This window comes from Leucobacter massiliensis (assembly GCF_002982315.1).
GTDB lineage: Bacteria > Actinomycetota > Actinomycetes > Actinomycetales > Microbacteriaceae > Leucobacter > Leucobacter massiliensis.
Genome location: NZ_MWZD01000023.1, coordinates 1 through 17,158 on the forward strand (window position 1 = coordinate 1; position 17,158 = coordinate 17,158).

Genomic DNA, 17,158 nt, shown 5'->3' on the forward strand with positions numbered 1-17,158 from the left:
GGGGGCGGGGCCTTTTAAAAAAAAAAAAAATAAGGTAGAGAGAGGGGACGTCAGTGGGAGAACACGAAAATCAAATCCGTAGTTATGGCATAGTGAGCATGTAGGATCGCGGCGCGGAGCCCCGCTACCCGGCCTCGCCGCCGAGGTGCGAGGGTGCCAGCCGGTAGAGCACCTCGGGCCGCCCGCGGCGGCCGTAGCGGTGGGCGAGGTCGATGGCGCCCTCGCCCACGAGATAGTCCAGGTAGCGGCGGGCCGGCGCCCGGGGGATCTCGCAGGCCCCGGCGAGTTCGACGGCCGAGCGCGCGGCGACCGGATCCAGCGTGGCGAGGACGCGCGCCAGCGTGACCGCCGAGAGCCCTTTGGGGAGCGTCGGGGCGCTCGCCGCGGCGGCCGGCGGCGGTGCGGTCCCCGGCCTCCGCGCCCCCGGCGCCGAGACGGCGGACGCCGCGCTCCCGCCGGGCAGCCGGATCCTCCCCGTCGACAGCAGCCGGTCGATCTCACCCTGCGCGAGCGGCCGATCCCGCGCATTCTGCTCGCGCGCACGCCGCTCCGCGCGGTACACGCCCAGCCGCTCCCGCAGCGCCTCCTGCGTGAACGGCTTCACCAGGTAGCCCACGATGTGCGCCGCCAGCGCCTGCCGCACCGTCACCTGATCGCGGGAGGAACTGATCACGAGCACATCGGGGGAGCGGGCGCCGAGTGTGCGCAAGCGGTGCAGCACCTCGATGCCGCTGATATCGGGCAGCCGCATGTCGAGCAGGATCAGATCCACCCCGCCGCGCTGCCCGCGCAGCACAGCCGCCTCGCCCGTGGCCGCCGTGCCCACCAGTGCGAAACCCGGCGTCCCCGAGACGAAGCGGCCGTGCAGCGCACGCGCCCCCGCGTCGTCATCGACCACGAGCACCCTGATGTGTTCCCCGCTCACCCCGCCACCCCCATCTCGAAGGAGAATCGTGCCCCGCCCAGCTCGGAGGTTTTTTGTTTCACGAGCGCCGCCGCCCCCCGGGATCCCCCGCATATCGTCGGCGGCGTCAGATGTGTAAGGGAGCCAGCCAGGTCCAGGCCCACGCCCCGCCCCGTGCCGGCCGGATCCGGCTTCGAGCTGAAACCGCGCGTGAAGATCCGCTCCGCCGCGCGCGGGTCGACGCCCGGCCCGTCGTCCTCCACGGCGCCCCGCAGCCGCTCGCCGTGCTGCCGCAGCGTGCAGCGCACCCGCGTCGCGCCCGCCTCGCCCGCGTTGCGGCACAGATTCGCCAGCACCAGCAGCGTCTCCTCGTCCACCTCGTCGTCCACCTCGATTTCGGCCTCGAGCCGCGCGCCCAGCGCGCCCAGCTCGGCACGCAGCGCCTCCACGGTGGCCCGCAGCAGCGGCTGCGCCGGCAGCTCGGCGTCGCCGCCGCCGGTGAGCACCGGAGCGACGCCGTCGATGTAGCCGAGCGCCTCGCGGGTGTCACCGTGCGCGACCAGACCGCGGATCACGTGCAGGCGCGTGCTGAACTCGTGCGACTGCTCGCGCAGCGCCGTCGCCGTGCGGCGCAGCTGCTCATGCTCGCGCGCGGCCTCGTCGAGCCGGCGGAGGCGCCGCTCGATCGCGGCCGCGAGCACCGAGGAACTGAGCGTGCCGAAGAGCAGCGCCCCCGCCGCCCAGGGCAGCAGCTGCGCGAGCGCCTCGTCGTAGTCCGAGGCGATCTGCGACTCCAGGATGCCCACCGACAGCGTGCCGATCACGCGCCCGCCGTCCCGCACCGGCACCTTCGCGCGCAGCGTCGGACCGAGCGTGCCCGTCTCGGTGCCCAGGAACTCCTCGCCCGCCAGCACCTCGCCCGGGTCCGTCGACACGCGCTGTCCACGCTCGCCCGGGGTCGGGTGGGTGACCCGGACCCCCGCGGCGTCGGTGATCACGAGGAAGTCGACGCCCGCCGCACCCTCCACCACCGTCGCAAGCGGCTGCAGCTCCGCCGTCGCCCGAGCCCGGGCCGCATCGAGCGCCGCAGTTCCGCCTAGGCCCGCCGCCGCGCCCTCGGCCGCGTCCACCCGCCGCAGCGCCTCGCGCACCTGGCTCAGCTCGGCGAAGGTGCTCGCGACCTCCTGCACCCGCTCGGCCGTCGCGCTGCGCACGCTGCGCTCCTGCACGGTGATCGCGATCCACGCCGTCACCCCCACCGAGAGCAGCACGATCAGGCTCGGCAGCAGCAGGACCGCCAGTCGCACGGCGAACGGCCTCGTGCGCATCCCCACCCCCTCGCGATCCTGCCGCCCGGCCACCCGGCTCGGGCACGCGCCCGGCGCGGCCCCGAGCCGTGAGCATCTAAGAGCACAAATGCGCGCGGGGGCTCGTCCCTTCCCATCAGTTGCCATTCTATGAGTCGCGACCCGATGGACACGGAGTCGACACAAAGGAGTGATCATGACCTCATCAGGAGCTGAAGCCGGCGCGCGTCCACCCGCCCGGAGCAGGACCAGGCGCGCGGCGGCCCGCATCATCGGCGGCGCGGTCATGGTGGCTGCGATCGCCACGGCGTCCTTCGGATCGATCAGCTCGGCCGCGCAGGGGGACGACATCCGCTCGTCCATGACGATCATCGCCCCCGCTGCTGCCGGAGGCGGCTGGGACGGCGTGGCCCGTGAGATGCAGCAGGCGCAGAAGGCGAACGGCCTCATCAACAACGTGCAGGTCGTCAACATGCCCGGCGCGGGAGGCACCATCGCGCTCGGCAACGTCTCGGTGCTCTCGGGCCAGCCGAACAACATCCTCGTCGGCGGCACGGGCCTGCTCGCGGCCACCATCCAGTTCGACTCGGCGGCGACCCTCGACGACGTCACCCCGCTCGCCGTGATCGTCGAGGAGTACAACGTCATCGTCGTCCCCGCCGACTCCCCGTACCAGACGCTGGAAGAGCTGATGGCCGCGTGGAAGGCGGACCCGCGGGCGATGCCCTGGTCCGGCGGCGGCTCCTTCGACCAGCTCGTCGTCACCGACCTCGCGCTCGCAGCGGGCATCGACCCCGTCGACACCACCTACATCCCCTCCGACGGCGGCGGCGAGGCCATCCAGGCGATGCTCAACGGCACCGTCGCCGCGGCTGCCGGCGGCTACCCCGACAACATCGACCAGATCGAGTCGGGCCGCCTGCGCGCCCTCGCGCTCGTCGCGCCCGAGCGCGTCGACGGCATCGACATCCCCACCGCGCGTGAGCAGGGCTACGACATCACGCTCACGAACTGGCGCTCGCTCTCGGCGCCGGCCGGGCTGACCGGCGAGCAGCGCGACGGCCTCGTCGAACTCGTGCTCGAAACGCTCGACACCCCCGAGTGGCAGGACGCCATCGGGCGCTACCACTGGACCGAGAAGGTGATCACCGGCAAGGAGCTCGACCGCTTCCTCGCCGAGGAGCACACGCGCATCACACGACTGTACGAGGAGATGGGCTGATGACACCCCCGAACAACCCCACCTCGCTCGCCTCCGTGGTGGGTGAGGAGATCGCCGAGGAGCGGGCGAGCCACCCCACCTCGACCATGCTCAAGCAGCTCGTCATGCCCGCGATCCTCGCGGCCTTCGCGAGCTACCTGCTCTTCGGCATCGTCACCATGCGGGTGCCCGAGGGCGTCGCATTCCCCGGTCCGCGCTTCTTCCCCCTCATCATCATGGGCGGGCTGTACCTCTTCGCGGTGCTGCTCGCGATCCAGGCGTTCCGTGACCGCAGCTCGGCCCGCGCCGCGCTCGAGGGCACCGCGGGCGACGCAGGAGCCTCGAACGGGCCGGGAAGCGCGGATCGGATCGCGCTCGTCGCCGACGAGGGCGAGGCGGCGGCGGCTCCGCACACTGCCGACGCATCCGATGACGATCCCGCCGATGGCGCGGCACCGCAGCCCGGCATCGACTGGAGGTCGATGGCCTGGATCGTCGGCGCCTTCATCGGCTTCGCGCTGACCCTGCCCTGGCTCGGCTGGATCATCGCCGCCGCGCTGCTCTTCTGGTGCGTCGCTCGCGCCTTCGGCGCCGGGCGACCCCTGTTCAACCTGCTGGTCGGGCTCACCGCGAGCTCGATCGCCTACATCGTGTTCAACATGCTGCTGGGGCTCCCGCTGCCCTCGGGCATCCTGGGCTGGGGGTTCTGAGATGGATACGCTGCAACTGCTTGCCGAGGGCTTCGCCGGAGCGCTGACCTGGCAGAACCTGCTCTGGGTGGTCGTCGGCTGCCTGCTCGGCACCGCCGTCGGCGTGATGCCCGGCCTCGGCTCCTCCATGGCGGTGGCGCTCCTGCTGCCCGTCACCTTCGCGCTCGAACCCACCGCCGCGTTCATCATGTTCTCCGGCGTCTACTTCGGCGGCCTCTTCGGCGACTCGACCATGAGCATCCTCATGAACATGCCGGGCCAGGCCTCCGCCATCGCCTCCACCTTCGAGGGGCACAAGATGGCGCTCGACGGGCGAGCCGCGCAGGCGCTCGCCACCGCAGCGATCGGTGCCTTCACCGGCGGCTTCATCGCCTCCATCGTGGTCGTCTTCATGGCGCCCGCCCTCGCCGAGTTCTCCACCCAGTTCGGCCCCGCCGAGTTCTTCGCGCTCGCGCTCTTCGCCTTCGTGGCCACCTCATCGGTCGTCACGGACCACCCCACGAAGGGGCTCGCCTCGCTCTTCATCGGGCTCGGGATCGCGGTCATCGGCGTCGACGGCATCTCGGGCGCCCCGCGCTTCACGCTCGACTCGCCCAACCTCTTCGATGGCGTCTCGCTCGTCACCGTCACTGTCGCGATCCTCGCGCTCGGCGAGGTGATCTACGTGGCCTGCCTCGACCGCCACATCAGCGGCGGCAAGCTGATCCGCCCCAAGGGCCGTCCGTGGCTCTCCGGGCGCGAGTTCCGTGAGGCGCTGCCCGCCTGGCTGCGCGGCACCGCCATCGGCATGCCCTTCGGCGTCGTGCCCGCGGGCGGATCCGAGATCCCCACCTTCCTCGCCTACGGGCTGGAGAAGAAGCTCGACGCACGCCGCAGGAACCCGCAGTTCGGCAAGGGTGCGATCCGCGGTCTGGCCGCCCCTGAGGCGGCCGGCAACTCGACCACCGGCATGGCGATGGGGGCGCTGCTCGCGCTCGGCCTGCCCGTCTCGGCGACCGCCGCGATCATGCTCGCCGCCTTCCGTCAGTACGGGCTGCAGCCCGGGCCGCTGCTCTTCGAACGCTCCTCCGAGCTGGTCTGGGCGCTGCTGGCGAGCTTCTTCATCGCCATGGTCGTGCTGCTGATCCTCAACCTGCCCTTCGCGATGCTGTGGGCGAAGCTGCTGCTCATCCCGAGGCCGCAGCTCTACGCCGGCATCACGATGGTGTGCGCGCTCGGCATCTACGCGACCTCGGGCAAGACCTTCGACCTGCTCCTGCTCCTCGGCGTCGGTCTCGTCGGCTTCGTGATGCGCGCCTTCGACTACCCGCTCGCGCCGCTCATCATCGGCATGGTGCTCGGCCCGCTCGCCGAGACCAGCCTGCGCGACGCCGCGCTCAGCGCCAACGGCGACTTCGCCGTGCTCGTCCAGGGACCGATCCCGATCGTGCTCTACGCGCTGCTGCTCATCGTCATCGGCATCTCGCTGCGCGGCAAGCTCGTCGAGCGGCGCCGGGCGAAGCGCGAGCGGGAGGCCGTGCCGGCCGGCCGCTGAGCCGCCACCGACCCTCGGGTGATCCCGCGTCCGGCAGCGCGGGATCACCCGAGCTCTTTCCGCGGGGATCAGCCGCTCGCAGGGCGCGGGCGGGATCGCGGCACACGGGCGGCGGTGAGTGCGCTGCTCGCTACGCTGGACGCATGAGCGAGCAGCCGAGCCGCGTGCGGCCCACACACCTGGTGGCCGCGCTGCTCGTCTGCCTGGCCGCCCCCGCCTTCTTCGTCGCCGAGCAGCCCGTGCTCGGCTTCGCCCTGCTCCTCGCGGGGCTCGCCGTCGCCTGGGGCGTCGAGCAAGATCCCGCCCGCGCCGCCCGCCGCACCCCCTCCCTGCTGCGCGACCTCTCGCTCATCGCCATCGGCCTCGCCATCGTCCGCTCCATCCCGCTCGCCGCCGAGCTCGACAACCGGTCCATGCTCGCCTTCACCCTCGCCCTCGGCGGAGCGGTCGCGGTGCCCTACCTCGTGTCGCGCTACCTGTACCGAGACCGCGCCACCGCGTTCCCCTGGTTCGGCTCGGGCCGCTGGGGCCGCCTGCACTGGGGCTGGCTCCTCAGCGTGCTCGTGCTCGGCTGGCTCATCCTGCCCTGGTATTTCATCAGCTCGGGCGTCTACCAGAACTGGCCCGCCGTCGACGATGCGAACCTCATCGCGCGGCTCTTCGTCGGCGTCGGGGCCGTCGGCATCTGGGACGAGCTCTTCTTCATCTGCACCGTGTTCACGGTGCTGCTGCGGCACTTCCCGCCGTGGCTCGCGAACCTGCTCCAGGCGATCGTCTTCGTGTCTTTCCTCTGGGAACTCGGCTACCGCTCCTGGGGGCCCCTGCTCACCATCCCCTTCGCGCTCATGCAGGGCACCATCTACCTGCGCACCCACTCGCTCGCCTACGTGGTGACCGTGCACCTGCTGTTCGACGCGGTGGTGTTCGCGGTGTTGGTCCACGCCCACAATCCGCACCTCTTCGACGTCTTCGTGACGGTCCCGTAGCGGATCGCGGGCGTAGGCGGCCTCGCCCGCCCGCTCAGCCGGCGAGGACGGCGGCGAGGCGGCGCACGGCGAAGTCGTAGCCCTGCACGCCGCAGCCGACGATCACGCAGGACGCGATGCCGGAGATGTAGGAGTGGTGGCGGAACTCCTCGCGGGCGTGCACATTCGAGATGTGCACCTCGGCCACGGGCAGCGCCACACCCGTCAGGGCATCCCGCAGGGCGACCGAGGTGTGCGTGAAGGCGCCCGGGTTGATCACGATCCCGAGGCAGTCCTCGCGTGCGGCGTGGATCGCGTCGATCAGCGCCCCCTCGTGGTTGCTCTGCACCGCGCGCACCTCCAGCCCGTAGTCGCCCGCCACGCGCTCCACCAGCGCCTCGACGTCCGCGAGCGTCTCCGGGCCGTAGATCTCGGGCTCGCGGGTGCCCAGCAGATTGAGGTTCGGGCCGTTCACCAGCAGGATCCGTCTGGTCATGGTGCGTTCCCTCCGCCTTGAATGCCGTGCTCCCATGCTACCGAGCCGGGAGGTGCCGCGCGCGGGCAGGCCCGAGCCGGACGCGCAGGCGGCATGCGAGCCCTCTCCCGCGCCACGGGTGGGCTACCGTAGACGGGTGAGTCACCAGCAGCCCCTGCCGCACAAGAGCTTCGACCCAGGCACCTTCCGCGACAAGCCCGTCTCCTTCGTGCGCCGCAGCGGACGCATGACCCCCTCGCAGGAGCGGGCATGGGAGCAGCATCACGCGAAGTACGTGCTCGACATCCCGCACGGCCGGGCCGCGACGAGCGTCGCGGACGGGGCGAGCGGAGATCCCGAGCGCATCTTCGGGCGCACGGCGCCGCTCGTAGTGGAGGTCGGCACCGGCCAGGGGCACGCGATCCTGCACGCCGCCGAGCAGCAACCCGACACGAACTTCCTGGGAGTCGAGGTGTTCCGCGCGGGCCTGGCGCGTACCATCATCCGCGCCGAGCTCGCGGGCCTCCGCAATCTGCGGCTCGCCGAGGTGAACGCGCCGGAACTGCTCGAGAACTACCTCCCCGCGGGGTCCGTCGACGAGGTCTGGGTGTTCTTCCCCGACCCCTGGGCGAAGGCCCGGCACCACAAGCGACGGCTCGTCAGCGCCGACTTCGCGCGCATCGTCGCGACAGCGCTGCGCCCCGGCGGCGTGCTGCGGCTCGCCACCGACTGGGAGGACTACGCCGAGCACATGCGCGAGGTCCTCGACGCCGCCCCCGGATTCGCCCGCGACTTCGACGGCGAGTGGGCGCCGCGCTTCGCGGGCCGCGTCCTCACCGCCTTCGAGAAGAAGGGCGCCGACAAGGGCCGAGCGATCCGCGACCTCGCCTACCGCCGCGCCTGAGCAGCCCCGCAGCCCGGGCCCGCCCGTGAGGCTTCCGGGCGCGGCCCGCAGCGCGGAGTACGGTGGGGTCATGAGCGAGACGGCGCAGACGGACTGGGCGCGAGATCTGGGGCTCACCGCCCCGCTGGTGTGCGCCCCGATGGGCGGCGTCGCGGGCGGGGTGCTCGCGAGCGCCGTGTCGCGGGCCGGGGCCCTGGGCATGATCGGAATGGGCAGCGCGGGATCGGCTGCGGCGCTGGAGCGCGAGCTCGCGCGGCTCGACACCGGCGGGGCGCCGTTCGGGATCGGGCTCGTCGACTGGGGGATCGCGCGCGACCCGGACATGTTCGAGCGCGCGCTCGCTGCGGGCGCGGCGCTGGTCTCGGTGAGCTTCGGCGACTGGGAGGGCGCGGATCCGCCCCCGTCCTGGATCGAGGCGGTGCGCGCGAGCGGTGCGCTTGCCGTGACCCAGGTGGCCACCGCCGAGGAGGCCCGCCGTGCCGCGGACGCCGGCGTGGACGCGGTCGTGGCGCGCGGCCTGGAGGGCGGCGGCCACGGAGACCACCGGGAGCCTCGGGACGCGCTGCTCGCGGAGGTGCTCTCCGCCGTCGAGGTGCCCGTACTGGCCGCCGGGGCGGTGAGCGGCCCGGAGGAGCTGCGCCGCGTGCTCGACGCCGGAGCGGCTGCCGCCTGGGTGGGGACCGCATTCGCCGCCTGCACGGAGGCGCTCACCGCCGACGCCGCCCGCGACGCGCTGCTCGCCGCCGACGGGACGCAGACGCTCGTCTCCCGCGTGCTCGACGTCGCCCTCGAACGGCCCTGGCCGAGTCGCTTCCCCGAGCGGCTGCTGCGCACCCCCTTCGTGGAATGCTGGCACGGCCGGGAAGCGGAGCTGGCCGCCGACGCCGAGGCCCGCGCCGAGTTCCGGGCCGCCGTCGCGGCCGCCGACTACGCGACCGTGCCCCTCGACGCGGGGCAGGGCGTTGGCGCCCTCACCGCGGTGCGAACAGCGGCGGAGGTGGTCGCGGAGCTCGCCGGCCCCCGCTGATCCGCCCCCGCGGCAGGGTGTGGCCGGTGTCACGTCGGAGGAGGAGGAAGGGCAGTCGGGTCCCCCCAGCCCCTCGGCATACGGTTCTCAGGGGAGGGCGACATGGATGCCGATCTGGCCGGTGCTGCGCACCAGCAGACCGCGGCCGGGTGGGAAGTCCGCCCGCTTGGCGTGCGCAAAGGGGGTGGTGAACACGCTCGGCTGATCGTTCGAGTCCGGCTGGAGGGCGAGTGCCCATCGCGCTCCGCGCAGCGGGCTCGCGAGCTCCCACACGGAATTGATGGTGGCGTTCTCTCCCTCGATCACGGTGGTCAGCTCGCTCCGGCGCAGGAGTTTGAGCAGTGCGGCGAGACGCTGTTCATCACCGGTGCCGTCGAAGCCGCCGATGTCCTCGATCACCACGACGCCGCGACGGCCGGGAATCGGGAACGGCTCCGCCGGAGTGGCCGCGGGCTCCTCCTGAACCGCAACCGGATCGGTGCCGATGAGGGGGAGCAGCGGGAGCCCCGCAGCTTTGGCCGGTTGTCCGCCGAGGGCGACCGTAAGCCGGCCGATGGCGCTTTCGCGCGATGCCGGGCTGTCTGCGACCTCGCTCCATATCGGTAGCTCGCGCAGCGTCGAGCGACGCGGGGAGATGAGCACCGCGTCGAGTCCGTCGCGCTGATCGGCCTGCTCCTCGAACGCGGCGAGCAGCGAGCGAATCGCGGTGGAACGGCCCGAGCCAGCCGGACCGGTGACGAGCAGGAACCCCTGTTCCGGAGCCGGAATCGCTGCCAGGTGTATCGTGTCGATCGCGAAGGGTGCCGCGGTCCCCGACGACCGAGAGAGCTCGTCGCGGCTCAAGGTCTCGGGTACGGGGGGCACCCCGGTTGGCCTGACGGTTCCGGCCCGTCGCTGCGCCTCGGCGAGATCCGCGATCGCGCTGTCGGTGTCGGTGGGCTCGGCTCCTGCGCCGGGCACGGCGAGCTGGATCTCCTCGTCACTGCCGATGCGGAGCGCTCGGCCCGGTGCCGCCTCGTCGAGGACGTCACGTGGAACGCCGAGGAGATTGTAGTCGTTCTCAGAGGGAAGGCGGAGCACGAGCCGCTCTGAGATCGTGGATGCGAGCGACATCGGCATACCGGCCGAGCGTTCCGATGTGAGCAGGACATGCACGCCTGCGGTGCGCCCGCGCTGCGCGATCTCGACCAGGTCCGCGAAGGGGTCGACCCCGCCGCCGGCGTGCTCGTAACTGTCGCGGAAGGCCGAGAAGCCGTCGAGCAGCAGCAGCAGCGGGGGCTCCGAGGAACCGCCGGCCGTGCGTTCCGCCACTACCGACTTCAGCAGGCCGAGGAGCCGCAGCATCCGGTCCCGCTCGTCGAGCAGCACGACGTCACCGGTGTTCGGCAGCTCGGCGAGGGCCGTCAGCCGACCTCCCGCGCAGTCGAGACCGTACAGCTGCACCTCGGGGAAGTCCCTGACGGCGGCGCACGCCGCAGTGATGAGGGCAGTCGTCTTCCCGGATCCGGCGCCCCCGAAGATCGCCAGGTTTCCCGCTTCCGCCAGAGGAAGCAGGTAGGGGGACTGGCGCTGCAGCTGCGGTTCGTCGCGAAGGCCGACGGTGAGTGCGAAATCCTTCTCGGCCGCGCTCGAGCGCGCCGCGGCGCTCGCGACGGCATCGAGCGGGAGCACCTCCGGAAGCTGATCGACCCACGGCTTGCGCGGAGGCCGCGTGGACGCGGCTTCCGCAGCGGAGCGGATGTTCGCGGCCAGCACCTCGATGTCGCGCGGTCCCTTGCGGGCCCGGCGCGAGCCGCGCTGCACCTCCGGCGTCATCGCCCAGGGCGTGTGCTCTCCGAAGCCCAGATCCCGGATCTCCACCGGCTCCCGGTGATCCGACTCCGAGCGCCCGCCGAGATAGCCCGACTGCAGATGGCTCAAGCGCCCGGCACCCACCTTCAGTGCCGCGCGGCCGGGAACCTCCGGTGAGAACTCCGCAGCGTCGGCAACGCCGATGACGTCGCTGCTGTCGGCATGGTCAGCCATGCGCAGTGCGACTCTCAGATTCGTATTCGCGCGCAGATTGTCCTTGATGACTCCAGCGGGTCGCTGGGTGGCCATCACGAGATGCAGGCCGAGGGAGCGGCCGCGCTGGGCCACGTCGATGACGCCGTCGACGAAATCGGGAATCTCGTTCACGAGCGCGGCGAACTCGTCGATCACGATGACGAGCGCCGGCGGTGTGTCTGGGTCACCGCGTCGTTCGAGCGCGATCAGATCTTTCGCACCCTTCTCGGCCAGCAGTTCCTCGCGGTACCGAAGTTCGGCCCGCAGAGAGGTCAGGGCCCGGCGCACGAGGTGCGTGTTGAGGTCGGTGACGAGCCCGACCGTGTGCGGCAGCTCGACGCAGTCCGCGAAGGCCGCCCCGCCCTTGTAGTCGACGAGCAGGAAGGTGAGCCGGTCGGGCGCATAGTTCGCGGCGAGCGAGAAGATCCACGCCTGCAAGAACTCCGACTTGCCCGATCCGGTGGTGCCGCCGACGAGCGCGTGGGGCCCGTGGGTGCGGAGGTCGATCTCGACCGGTCCGGCACTGCCCTGGCCCACGATCGCGGCGAGGCGGCCCGCATCGCGTTCGACGCCCGGACGCCAGCCCGCCACCAGGCTGTCGGTCCCGTGCCAGTTGCGCAGGATCGACTCGGCCCCGCCGAGGATGTCGCCGGGCACGATCTGAGCGAGCGCCACGCTGCGCGGCAGATCGCTTTCGTCGAGCACCCGTGCGCCCGCGTCGACGATGGGCGCCATCGCGCGGCCGAAGCGTTCCGCGACGGGTCGAGGCAGCGATTCGATGCCGCTCATCGCGACGATCTCCCCCTCGCGCACGAAGTGAGCGCGCCAGCCGTCGGCGAGCGCCTCTACGACCGTGCGGCACGCCGCGGGCACCTCTCCGAGTTCGCGGGCGACCCACACGACGTGTACTCCGACGTCCGGCCCATCCTCCGCGAGGCCGACGAGCCGAGTGCGATCCACGATGCGATCTGAGAGCACGAACACGACGACCGCAGGCGTGATCGGTGCGTCCGAGGCGGGGGCGAGACGCTCCTTCGCATCCGCCGCGCTGCCCTCGATCCGCGAGCGCACGACGGCGCGGCGAGCCGCCTCCTGACGACGCTGGATGAGTCCTTCGAGCGCGGTGAGCAGCACGCTGGCGCTCCGCTCGTCCGCCGCGAGGTGCGGTGCACCGAGCGGGCTGTAGGGCGAATCGGCGTGCGGCACCCACTTCAGCCAGGACCAGTCCTGCTCGGCCTGATGCGGCTCCGCGAAGGCGGTGAACACGAGCCCCGCGGGGGAGTGCTGCGCGAGCAGCTGCACGATCATCGCGCGGGCGATTTCCTCTGCCCAGAATAGATCGCCCGCGACTCCGATCGAGCCACTGCGATCGAGCCGTTCGAGCAGGGGGACTTCGGGAATCGTGCGGTAGCGCTCGAACACCTCGCTGAGCCGGTCCCACTCCTCCGCGGGGATCTGCCCGCGCGGGGGAAGCGAGACCTCTTTCCGGCTGGGGAGCTCGGCACTGCCGAGCCGGAGCTCGAGGAAGGCGCGATGCTCCGGACGTCGCGACCAGAGGCGGATGGAGCGCTGCTCAGGCAGTGCGGCGAGCTCGTGGCTGGCAGGCGTCTCCGTGGCGCGAGCCTTCTGTTCCTGCTCGCGGTTCTCTTCCAGTTCGGCGACGGCGAGATCCATGCCGGCCTCGAACTCTCGCTGCTTGGTGCGCTTGGTCTTTCGTCGAGTGAGCCGGTTGTCGAGCCAGGACCCGATCATGATGATCGGAGAGAGACCGATGAAGACCAGGCTGAGCACCGACTGGGTGACGAGATACAGTACGGTCCCCATCAGCAGGGGGGCGGCCATCGCGACCAAGGGGAAGCGGGTCGGCTCACCGGAGTCGGGCGGTGCGGGAAGCTCGATCGGCTCAGGACGGTACACCGGGTCGACCTGCGGCGCCTGCAGATGCGGGATCGTGCTCCGACGCGGCGGGTCGCCCTGCGCGGGAGCTCCGAATTCTATTCGGGCTGAGACCGTGCCGAACTCGACCACGCCCGGCCTCTCGAGGCGGATCACGCCGTCCCGTGTCTCTCGGCGGTTGCCGCGTTCGTCGATGACCGCGATGCCGTTCGCGGAGCCGAGGTCCTCGATCTCCAAGCCGTCACCGCTGGTCCGGATCACCGCGTGCCGTCGGGAGACCCCCGGGTCGTGGAGCTCGACACGATTCCCGCGATCACGCCCGACGGTCGTCTCGCCAGCCACGAGCAGAAACGGGACCCCCTCCTGCTCTCCTCCCAGCACCGTGAGGTAGCCGATCGGGGCTCGTGCCCGCGGTGCTCCGTCGACCACGGAGGCCTCCAGCACCGGCTCGGTGCTGCTGCCCGACTGCAGGCCCGAGTCCCCGATCGCATCGCCCGCATCCAGGAGCAGTCGCGAGCCGTCCGGGTAGGTCACGAGCAGGGTGATCGGGGCGCGCCGGTGCACGGCAAAGGCGTGCAGACGGGGATGCCCGGCACCGGCGCGCACGAGACTGCGTGCCACCTCGCCCACGGTCGCCGTGACGTCGACGGTGAGCGTGATGTCGTGCAGCTCACGGTCCACGTCGTTCGTGTATTTCACCGTGCTGACGCGAAGCTTCACCCTGCCACCGTTCCGTTCCCCCGAGCGGACCTATCGTCCCTGTGCCTGAGGACAACCGTAGTCCTGAATGGGTGCGAGCGCTTGGAGGAAGCCGAAAGACAATTGCGCTTTCCGGCCGACCTGGAATAGGTTCTTGTATGTCGTTCGGTGGGGGGACCGTTCGTGCGGGCCGCATGATCCAGTTTCTGGAGTTCTTCTCGTCGGAGCCGACTGGACCTGCCACGCGAGTGTACGAGGAGAGTACCGATGTCGAATATCAAGGTGAGCTACGGCGAGATCGAGACCGCTGCGACCCAGCTGGGTGCGGGTCGCGAGGAGATCACGACGAAGCTGCAGAGCATGCAGACGCAGATCCAGAACCTGGTGTCTTCGGGGTTCGTGACGGATCAGGCTTCGGGCAAGTTCAATGACGCGTACACGAAGTACACCACGAGCGCGAACACGCTGATCGCGCAGCTCAATGAGATCCAGGCGTTCCTCACGAGCACCGCGAACGCGATGCGCGATCTCGACTCGCAGATCGCCTCCAAGATCAACTGAGGGCCTCAGGGTCACGCGTGAGCCCGGGTCGGGGACGGCTGGGGGAGTGAGCGCCGGCGCGCATCCCCGGCCTCGGGCTCACGGCACATCACAGCTTCGGTGAGGACACAGTGCAAGTCGATTACGGTTCGCTCGAGAGCGCGGCTTCGTCGTTGAAGGCGGCGGCCTCGCAGCTCCGCTCGGATGCGGCGCTCCCCGGCGAGCTCGGGTCCGGGGCCGCCGCACCGGATGGCGCGTACGGCACCGCGGTCGCGGATCGTGGTTCGACGAAGCAACGACTCGCCGAGCTCATGGACGCACAGAGTGCCTCCTGCACCGAAATGGTGACGCTCTTCCAGGTGCTCGACGCGCAAATCGCGTCGCAGCTGAACACGTGACAGAGAGGCGGGGGTCGTGACCGCGGGCCAGGCAGCACTTGCCGGGGATCCCGATGCCGTGCGGCAGGCGGGGTCGCAGTTGCAGTGGCGCACCGTCGGAACCGGTGTGTACACCCAGCTCAATGCCGCCGCGGGTGGTCTCGGCGGTCAGTCGGGCAATGCGATCGCGGTCGAGCGGGTGCTCACCATGATCCAGGCAACCTCCGCGCCTGCGAATCTCATGCAGAGCGCGGACGGCGCCCTGGGCGGCGAGATCGCCTCCTACGGCGGCCAGATGCACGGAATCGCCGAACGTGCTCGCCGCGCACAGCAGGACCTCGCCAGCGCCGAGGGGGCCGTCACCGCCGCGCAGCGCAATCTCCGGGACTTCGACCGCGCCGACACGGATGAGGACGACGCCTGGCACCGGAGATTGCTCGTGAGCTCGGTCACGGGAGCGCAGGAGCGGGTGAGCGCGGCCAAGCTGCGGCTGCAGGAGCTCGACGAAGAGCGCCGGGGCGCCGACTCCTCTGCTTCCTCCTCCATCTCCGCGCAGCGCTCCGTGTACGTTTCGGCGCGCAATGCGATGCCCGAACCGCCGCGTGTCTCGGCGAACGTGCGCGTCTCTGCGACGATGCCGGATGGCTCGGTGCGCTCGGTCACGGCGCTGGAACTCGCGAAGCTCGGTGATCCAGCGCAGATCCGCGCCGTGTGGGACGCACTCAGTGCGGAGCAGCGCGCGCAGCTGATCGGCGACGCGCCACTGCTGCTCGGAAACCTTGAGGGCATCCCTTTGCGGGATCGCAACACCGCGAACGTGATCACAGCGCAGAGCTACCGTGATGAGCTCGAACAGCAGATCAAGATGCTCAAGCTGCTGCAAAAGCAGCAGGGCATGTCGGACGTGTTCGCGGATAAGATCACCGATCTGCAGAGTGAGGTGAAGAGCATCGACGCGATGCTCGGTGATCGCAACTGGAAGTACCGGGGCGAGAACGGCGCTGACGGGCAGCCCTTCGGCACCTACAAGATTTTCGACGAGAACGGCGTCGACACGGACCAGAACGGCCTGGTCCTTGTGGGCTTCAACCCCTGGCGGGACAGCTACATCACCTTCCAAGGCGCCCTCGATCCGCAGACCGGGGACGTGCCGGCATGGATGGAACAGGTCGGAGTGGTCGTGCCGGGCACCAACTCGCGTCTCGCGGGCTTCACCGCCGACCTCGACCGCGGTCAGGATCTCTACAAGTCCTCCGGAACCCGGTCCGGGTACTTCACCTGGCACGGGGCACCGATGCCGCGATTCGATCCGCCCGGCCACATTACCGACGCCGCCCAGCGCGGCTTCGCGGACACCGCCGCTCCTCGCCTCGCCTCCTTCGTGAACAGTCTTTCCCTGCCCGCCAACGTCGATGTCGTGCCCATTGCGCACAGCTACGGGGCAGCGGTGCTCGGCGGAGCGGAGTATCTCGGGCTGCGGGCGGACCGCGTCGTGTACGTCGCGCCCGCCGGTCTTGGCCACAACGTCAGCGGTATCGACGAGTTCCCGAACACCAAGGACGTGCCGCACTTCGTGCTGCAAGCCCGCAACGACCTGGTGGTGGGCTGGAACCAGGGCAAGGCGGGCTTCGGGCTCGGTCACGGCCCGACCAATCCGCTGGAGGCCGACGGCGTAGTGCGCCTGGAGACCGGGTTCCTCAAGCACGGCGACCCCGGCAGCGGGACCATCGAGAGCCCTGGCGGGATGGAGACTCACTCGACGCCGTTCCGCCCCGACAGCACCTCGATGCGTAACATCACGAACGTGGTCACGGGCGATCCGGTGTCGATCTACCATGAGAACGACACCGAGAGGGTGCGCACCGGAGGCCGCGTGCCACGGAGCATCGTGGTGGAGGTCCAGGACAGCGGTGCGGCCAAGCCGGAGGAACTGATCTCGCCCATCGACCTGGAGCGCGTGCCGTGACGAGTCGGGCTGGCGTGCTCTTGGCAGGCATCCTGGCCGCGGGGCTGCTCTCGGGTGTGCTCAGCGGGTGCGCGACGGAACAGAGAGAGGCGGAGCAGGTGGCGACTCAGGAGGCCCAGTTGCGGGGGTACATCGATCAGGCGAACGCGTGGGGGGAGGAGATCGTCGCGCAGCTCCCCGAGGCGGACGTCGAGGAGCTGAGCCCCAATTCGGGCGGCACTCGTCAGTCGAGCGCTCTCTACGAGGACTGGCCTCAGTATTACTACTGGGAGCAGCGGGTTCGGCTCAAGCCCGAGGGTGCGCGCACGCCCGAGCAGCTCGCGGACGAGCTGCAGCCGTGGCTGGAGCAGCAGGGCTGGCAGCGGGCGACGGCGGGGGAGCTTCCTGCGGGCAAGGAGAGCTTCACGCGCGACTACCGGCGGGGCGGCTACTCCCTTGCGGTGGAGGTGTTCACCGAGCCGCCGCCGCGAGCGCAGACGATCAGCTTCCGGATCGTGACCCCGGACACGGTGACACCGGACGCCGGAATCCCCGACGACGACGCTTCCTGAAGGGTGAGGGCGCGCCGTTCCTGGAGCGCCTGTGCGCTGTGCGGACGGCGTATGGC

14 protein-coding genes are annotated in these 17,158 nt (G+C 70.7%); 10 read left to right on the forward strand and 4 right to left on the reverse strand.

Annotated features, from left to right (window positions below):
• Positions 1–124: 124 nt before the first annotated feature.
• Positions 125–925: a response regulator gene (locus tag B4915_RS13170; protein WP_105806286.1), complete on the reverse strand. Its 801-nt coding sequence runs from the start codon at positions 923–925 to the stop codon at positions 125–127.
• The gene (locus tag B4915_RS13175) at positions 922–2,232 is read right to left on the reverse strand and encodes an ATP-binding protein (protein ID WP_245907510.1); all 1,311 of its coding nucleotides are present in this window, start codon (positions 2,230–2,232) and stop codon (positions 922–924) included. Before B4915_RS13175 ends, B4915_RS13170 begins: the two co-directional genes overlap by 4 nt.
• A 175-nt stretch (positions 2,233–2,407) precedes the next feature.
• On the opposite strand from B4915_RS13175, the gene B4915_RS13180 reads away from it, so the two are divergent.
• From B4915_RS13180 to B4915_RS13195, 4 genes are all read left to right on the forward strand, one after another.
• On the forward strand, positions 2,408–3,433 hold the full coding sequence (locus B4915_RS13180; protein ID WP_105806288.1) for a tripartite tricarboxylate transporter substrate binding protein: 1,026 nt from the start codon (positions 2,408–2,410) through the stop codon (positions 3,431–3,433).
• Positions 3,433–4,122, forward strand: a complete 690-nt coding sequence (locus B4915_RS13185) for a tripartite tricarboxylate transporter TctB family protein (protein WP_105806289.1) — start codon at positions 3,433–3,435, stop codon at positions 4,120–4,122. Before B4915_RS13180 ends, B4915_RS13185 begins: the two co-directional genes overlap by 1 nt.
• Before the next feature lies 1 nt (position 4,123).
• Positions 4,124–5,656 carry a tripartite tricarboxylate transporter permease gene (locus tag B4915_RS13190; protein ID WP_105806290.1) on the forward strand — a complete coding sequence of 511 codons (1,533 nt, stop codon included), beginning with the start codon at positions 4,124–4,126 and terminating at the stop codon, positions 5,654–5,656.
• 143 nt (positions 5,657–5,799) lie between these two features.
• Positions 5,800–6,642, forward strand: coding sequence for a CPBP family intramembrane glutamic endopeptidase (locus B4915_RS13195; RefSeq protein ID WP_105806291.1), 843 nt, complete (start codon positions 5,800–5,802; stop codon positions 6,640–6,642).
• A gap of 34 nt (positions 6,643–6,676) precedes the next feature.
• Here the strand turns inward: B4915_RS13195 and aroQ are convergent, their stop codons facing one another.
• Positions 6,677–7,117: a type II 3-dehydroquinate dehydratase gene (gene aroQ, locus B4915_RS13200; protein WP_105806292.1), complete on the reverse strand. Its 441-nt coding sequence runs from the start codon at positions 7,115–7,117 to the stop codon at positions 6,677–6,679.
• A 136-nt stretch (positions 7,118–7,253) separates the two neighbouring features.
• Here aroQ and trmB point away from each other — a divergent pair, with 136 nt between their 5' ends.
• Both trmB and B4915_RS13210 read left to right on the forward strand, forming a co-directional pair.
• On the forward strand, positions 7,254–8,000 hold the full coding sequence (trmB, locus tag B4915_RS13205) for a tRNA (guanosine(46)-N7)-methyltransferase TrmB (protein ID WP_245907511.1): 747 nt from the start codon (positions 7,254–7,256) through the stop codon (positions 7,998–8,000).
• Positions 8,001–8,070: 70 nt separating this feature from the next.
• Entirely contained in the window at positions 8,071–9,027 is a 957-nt protein-coding gene (locus tag B4915_RS13210) for an NAD(P)H-dependent flavin oxidoreductase (protein WP_105806293.1), read from the forward strand.
• A gap of 87 nt (positions 9,028–9,114) precedes the next feature.
• On the opposite strand, the gene B4915_RS13215 is transcribed toward B4915_RS13210, so the two are convergent.
• Entirely contained in the window at positions 9,115–13,689 is a 4,575-nt protein-coding gene (locus B4915_RS13215) for a type VII secretion EssC family protein (RefSeq protein WP_105806294.1), read from the reverse strand.
• A gap of 246 nt (positions 13,690–13,935) precedes the next feature.
• On the opposite strand from B4915_RS13215, the gene B4915_RS13220 reads away from it, so the two are divergent.
• From B4915_RS13220 to B4915_RS13235, 4 genes are all read left to right on the forward strand, one after another.
• The gene (locus B4915_RS13220) at positions 13,936–14,229 is read left to right on the forward strand and encodes a WXG100 family type VII secretion target (RefSeq protein ID WP_105806295.1); all 294 of its coding nucleotides are present in this window, start codon (positions 13,936–13,938) and stop codon (positions 14,227–14,229) included.
• A gap of 110 nt (positions 14,230–14,339) precedes the next feature.
• Complete coding sequence (locus tag B4915_RS13225; protein WP_105806296.1) at positions 14,340–14,606, forward strand: hypothetical protein; 267 nt, start codon at positions 14,340–14,342, stop codon at positions 14,604–14,606.
• A 16-nt stretch (positions 14,607–14,622) separates the two neighbouring features.
• Positions 14,623–16,551 (forward strand): alpha/beta hydrolase, encoded by a 1,929-nt coding sequence (locus B4915_RS13230; RefSeq protein WP_105806297.1) that lies wholly within the window; start codon positions 14,623–14,625, stop codon positions 16,549–16,551.
• A gap of 98 nt (positions 16,552–16,649) precedes the next feature.
• Entirely contained in the window at positions 16,650–17,102 is a 453-nt protein-coding gene (locus tag B4915_RS13235; RefSeq protein WP_146120118.1) for a hypothetical protein, read from the forward strand.
• The last annotated feature ends 56 nt before the right edge of the window (positions 17,103–17,158 follow it).

Excerpts from the sequence above, each read along its gene's own strand:
- B4915_RS13175 (WP_245907510.1), bottom strand. The coding sequence starts at position 2,232 with ATGCGCACGAGGCCGTTCGCCGTGCGACTGGCGGTCCTGCTGCTGCCG.
- B4915_RS13180 (WP_105806288.1), top strand. The coding sequence starts at position 2,408 with ATGACCTCATCAGGAGCTGAAGCCGGCGCGCGTCCACCCGCCCGGAGC.
- B4915_RS13185 (WP_105806289.1), top strand. The coding sequence starts at position 3,433 with ATGACACCCCCGAACAACCCCACCTCGCTCGCCTCCGTGGTGGGTGAG.
- B4915_RS13190 (WP_105806290.1), top strand. The coding sequence starts at position 4,124 with ATGGATACGCTGCAACTGCTTGCCGAGGGCTTCGCCGGAGCGCTGACC.
- B4915_RS13195 (WP_105806291.1), top strand. The coding sequence starts at position 5,800 with ATGAGCGAGCAGCCGAGCCGCGTGCGGCCCACACACCTGGTGGCCGCG.
- aroQ (WP_105806292.1), bottom strand. The coding sequence starts at position 7,117 with ATGACCAGACGGATCCTGCTGGTGAACGGCCCGAACCTCAATCTGCTG.
- B4915_RS13210 (WP_105806293.1), top strand. The coding sequence starts at position 8,071 with ATGAGCGAGACGGCGCAGACGGACTGGGCGCGAGATCTGGGGCTCACC.
- B4915_RS13220 (WP_105806295.1), top strand. The coding sequence starts at position 13,936 with ATGTCGAATATCAAGGTGAGCTACGGCGAGATCGAGACCGCTGCGACC.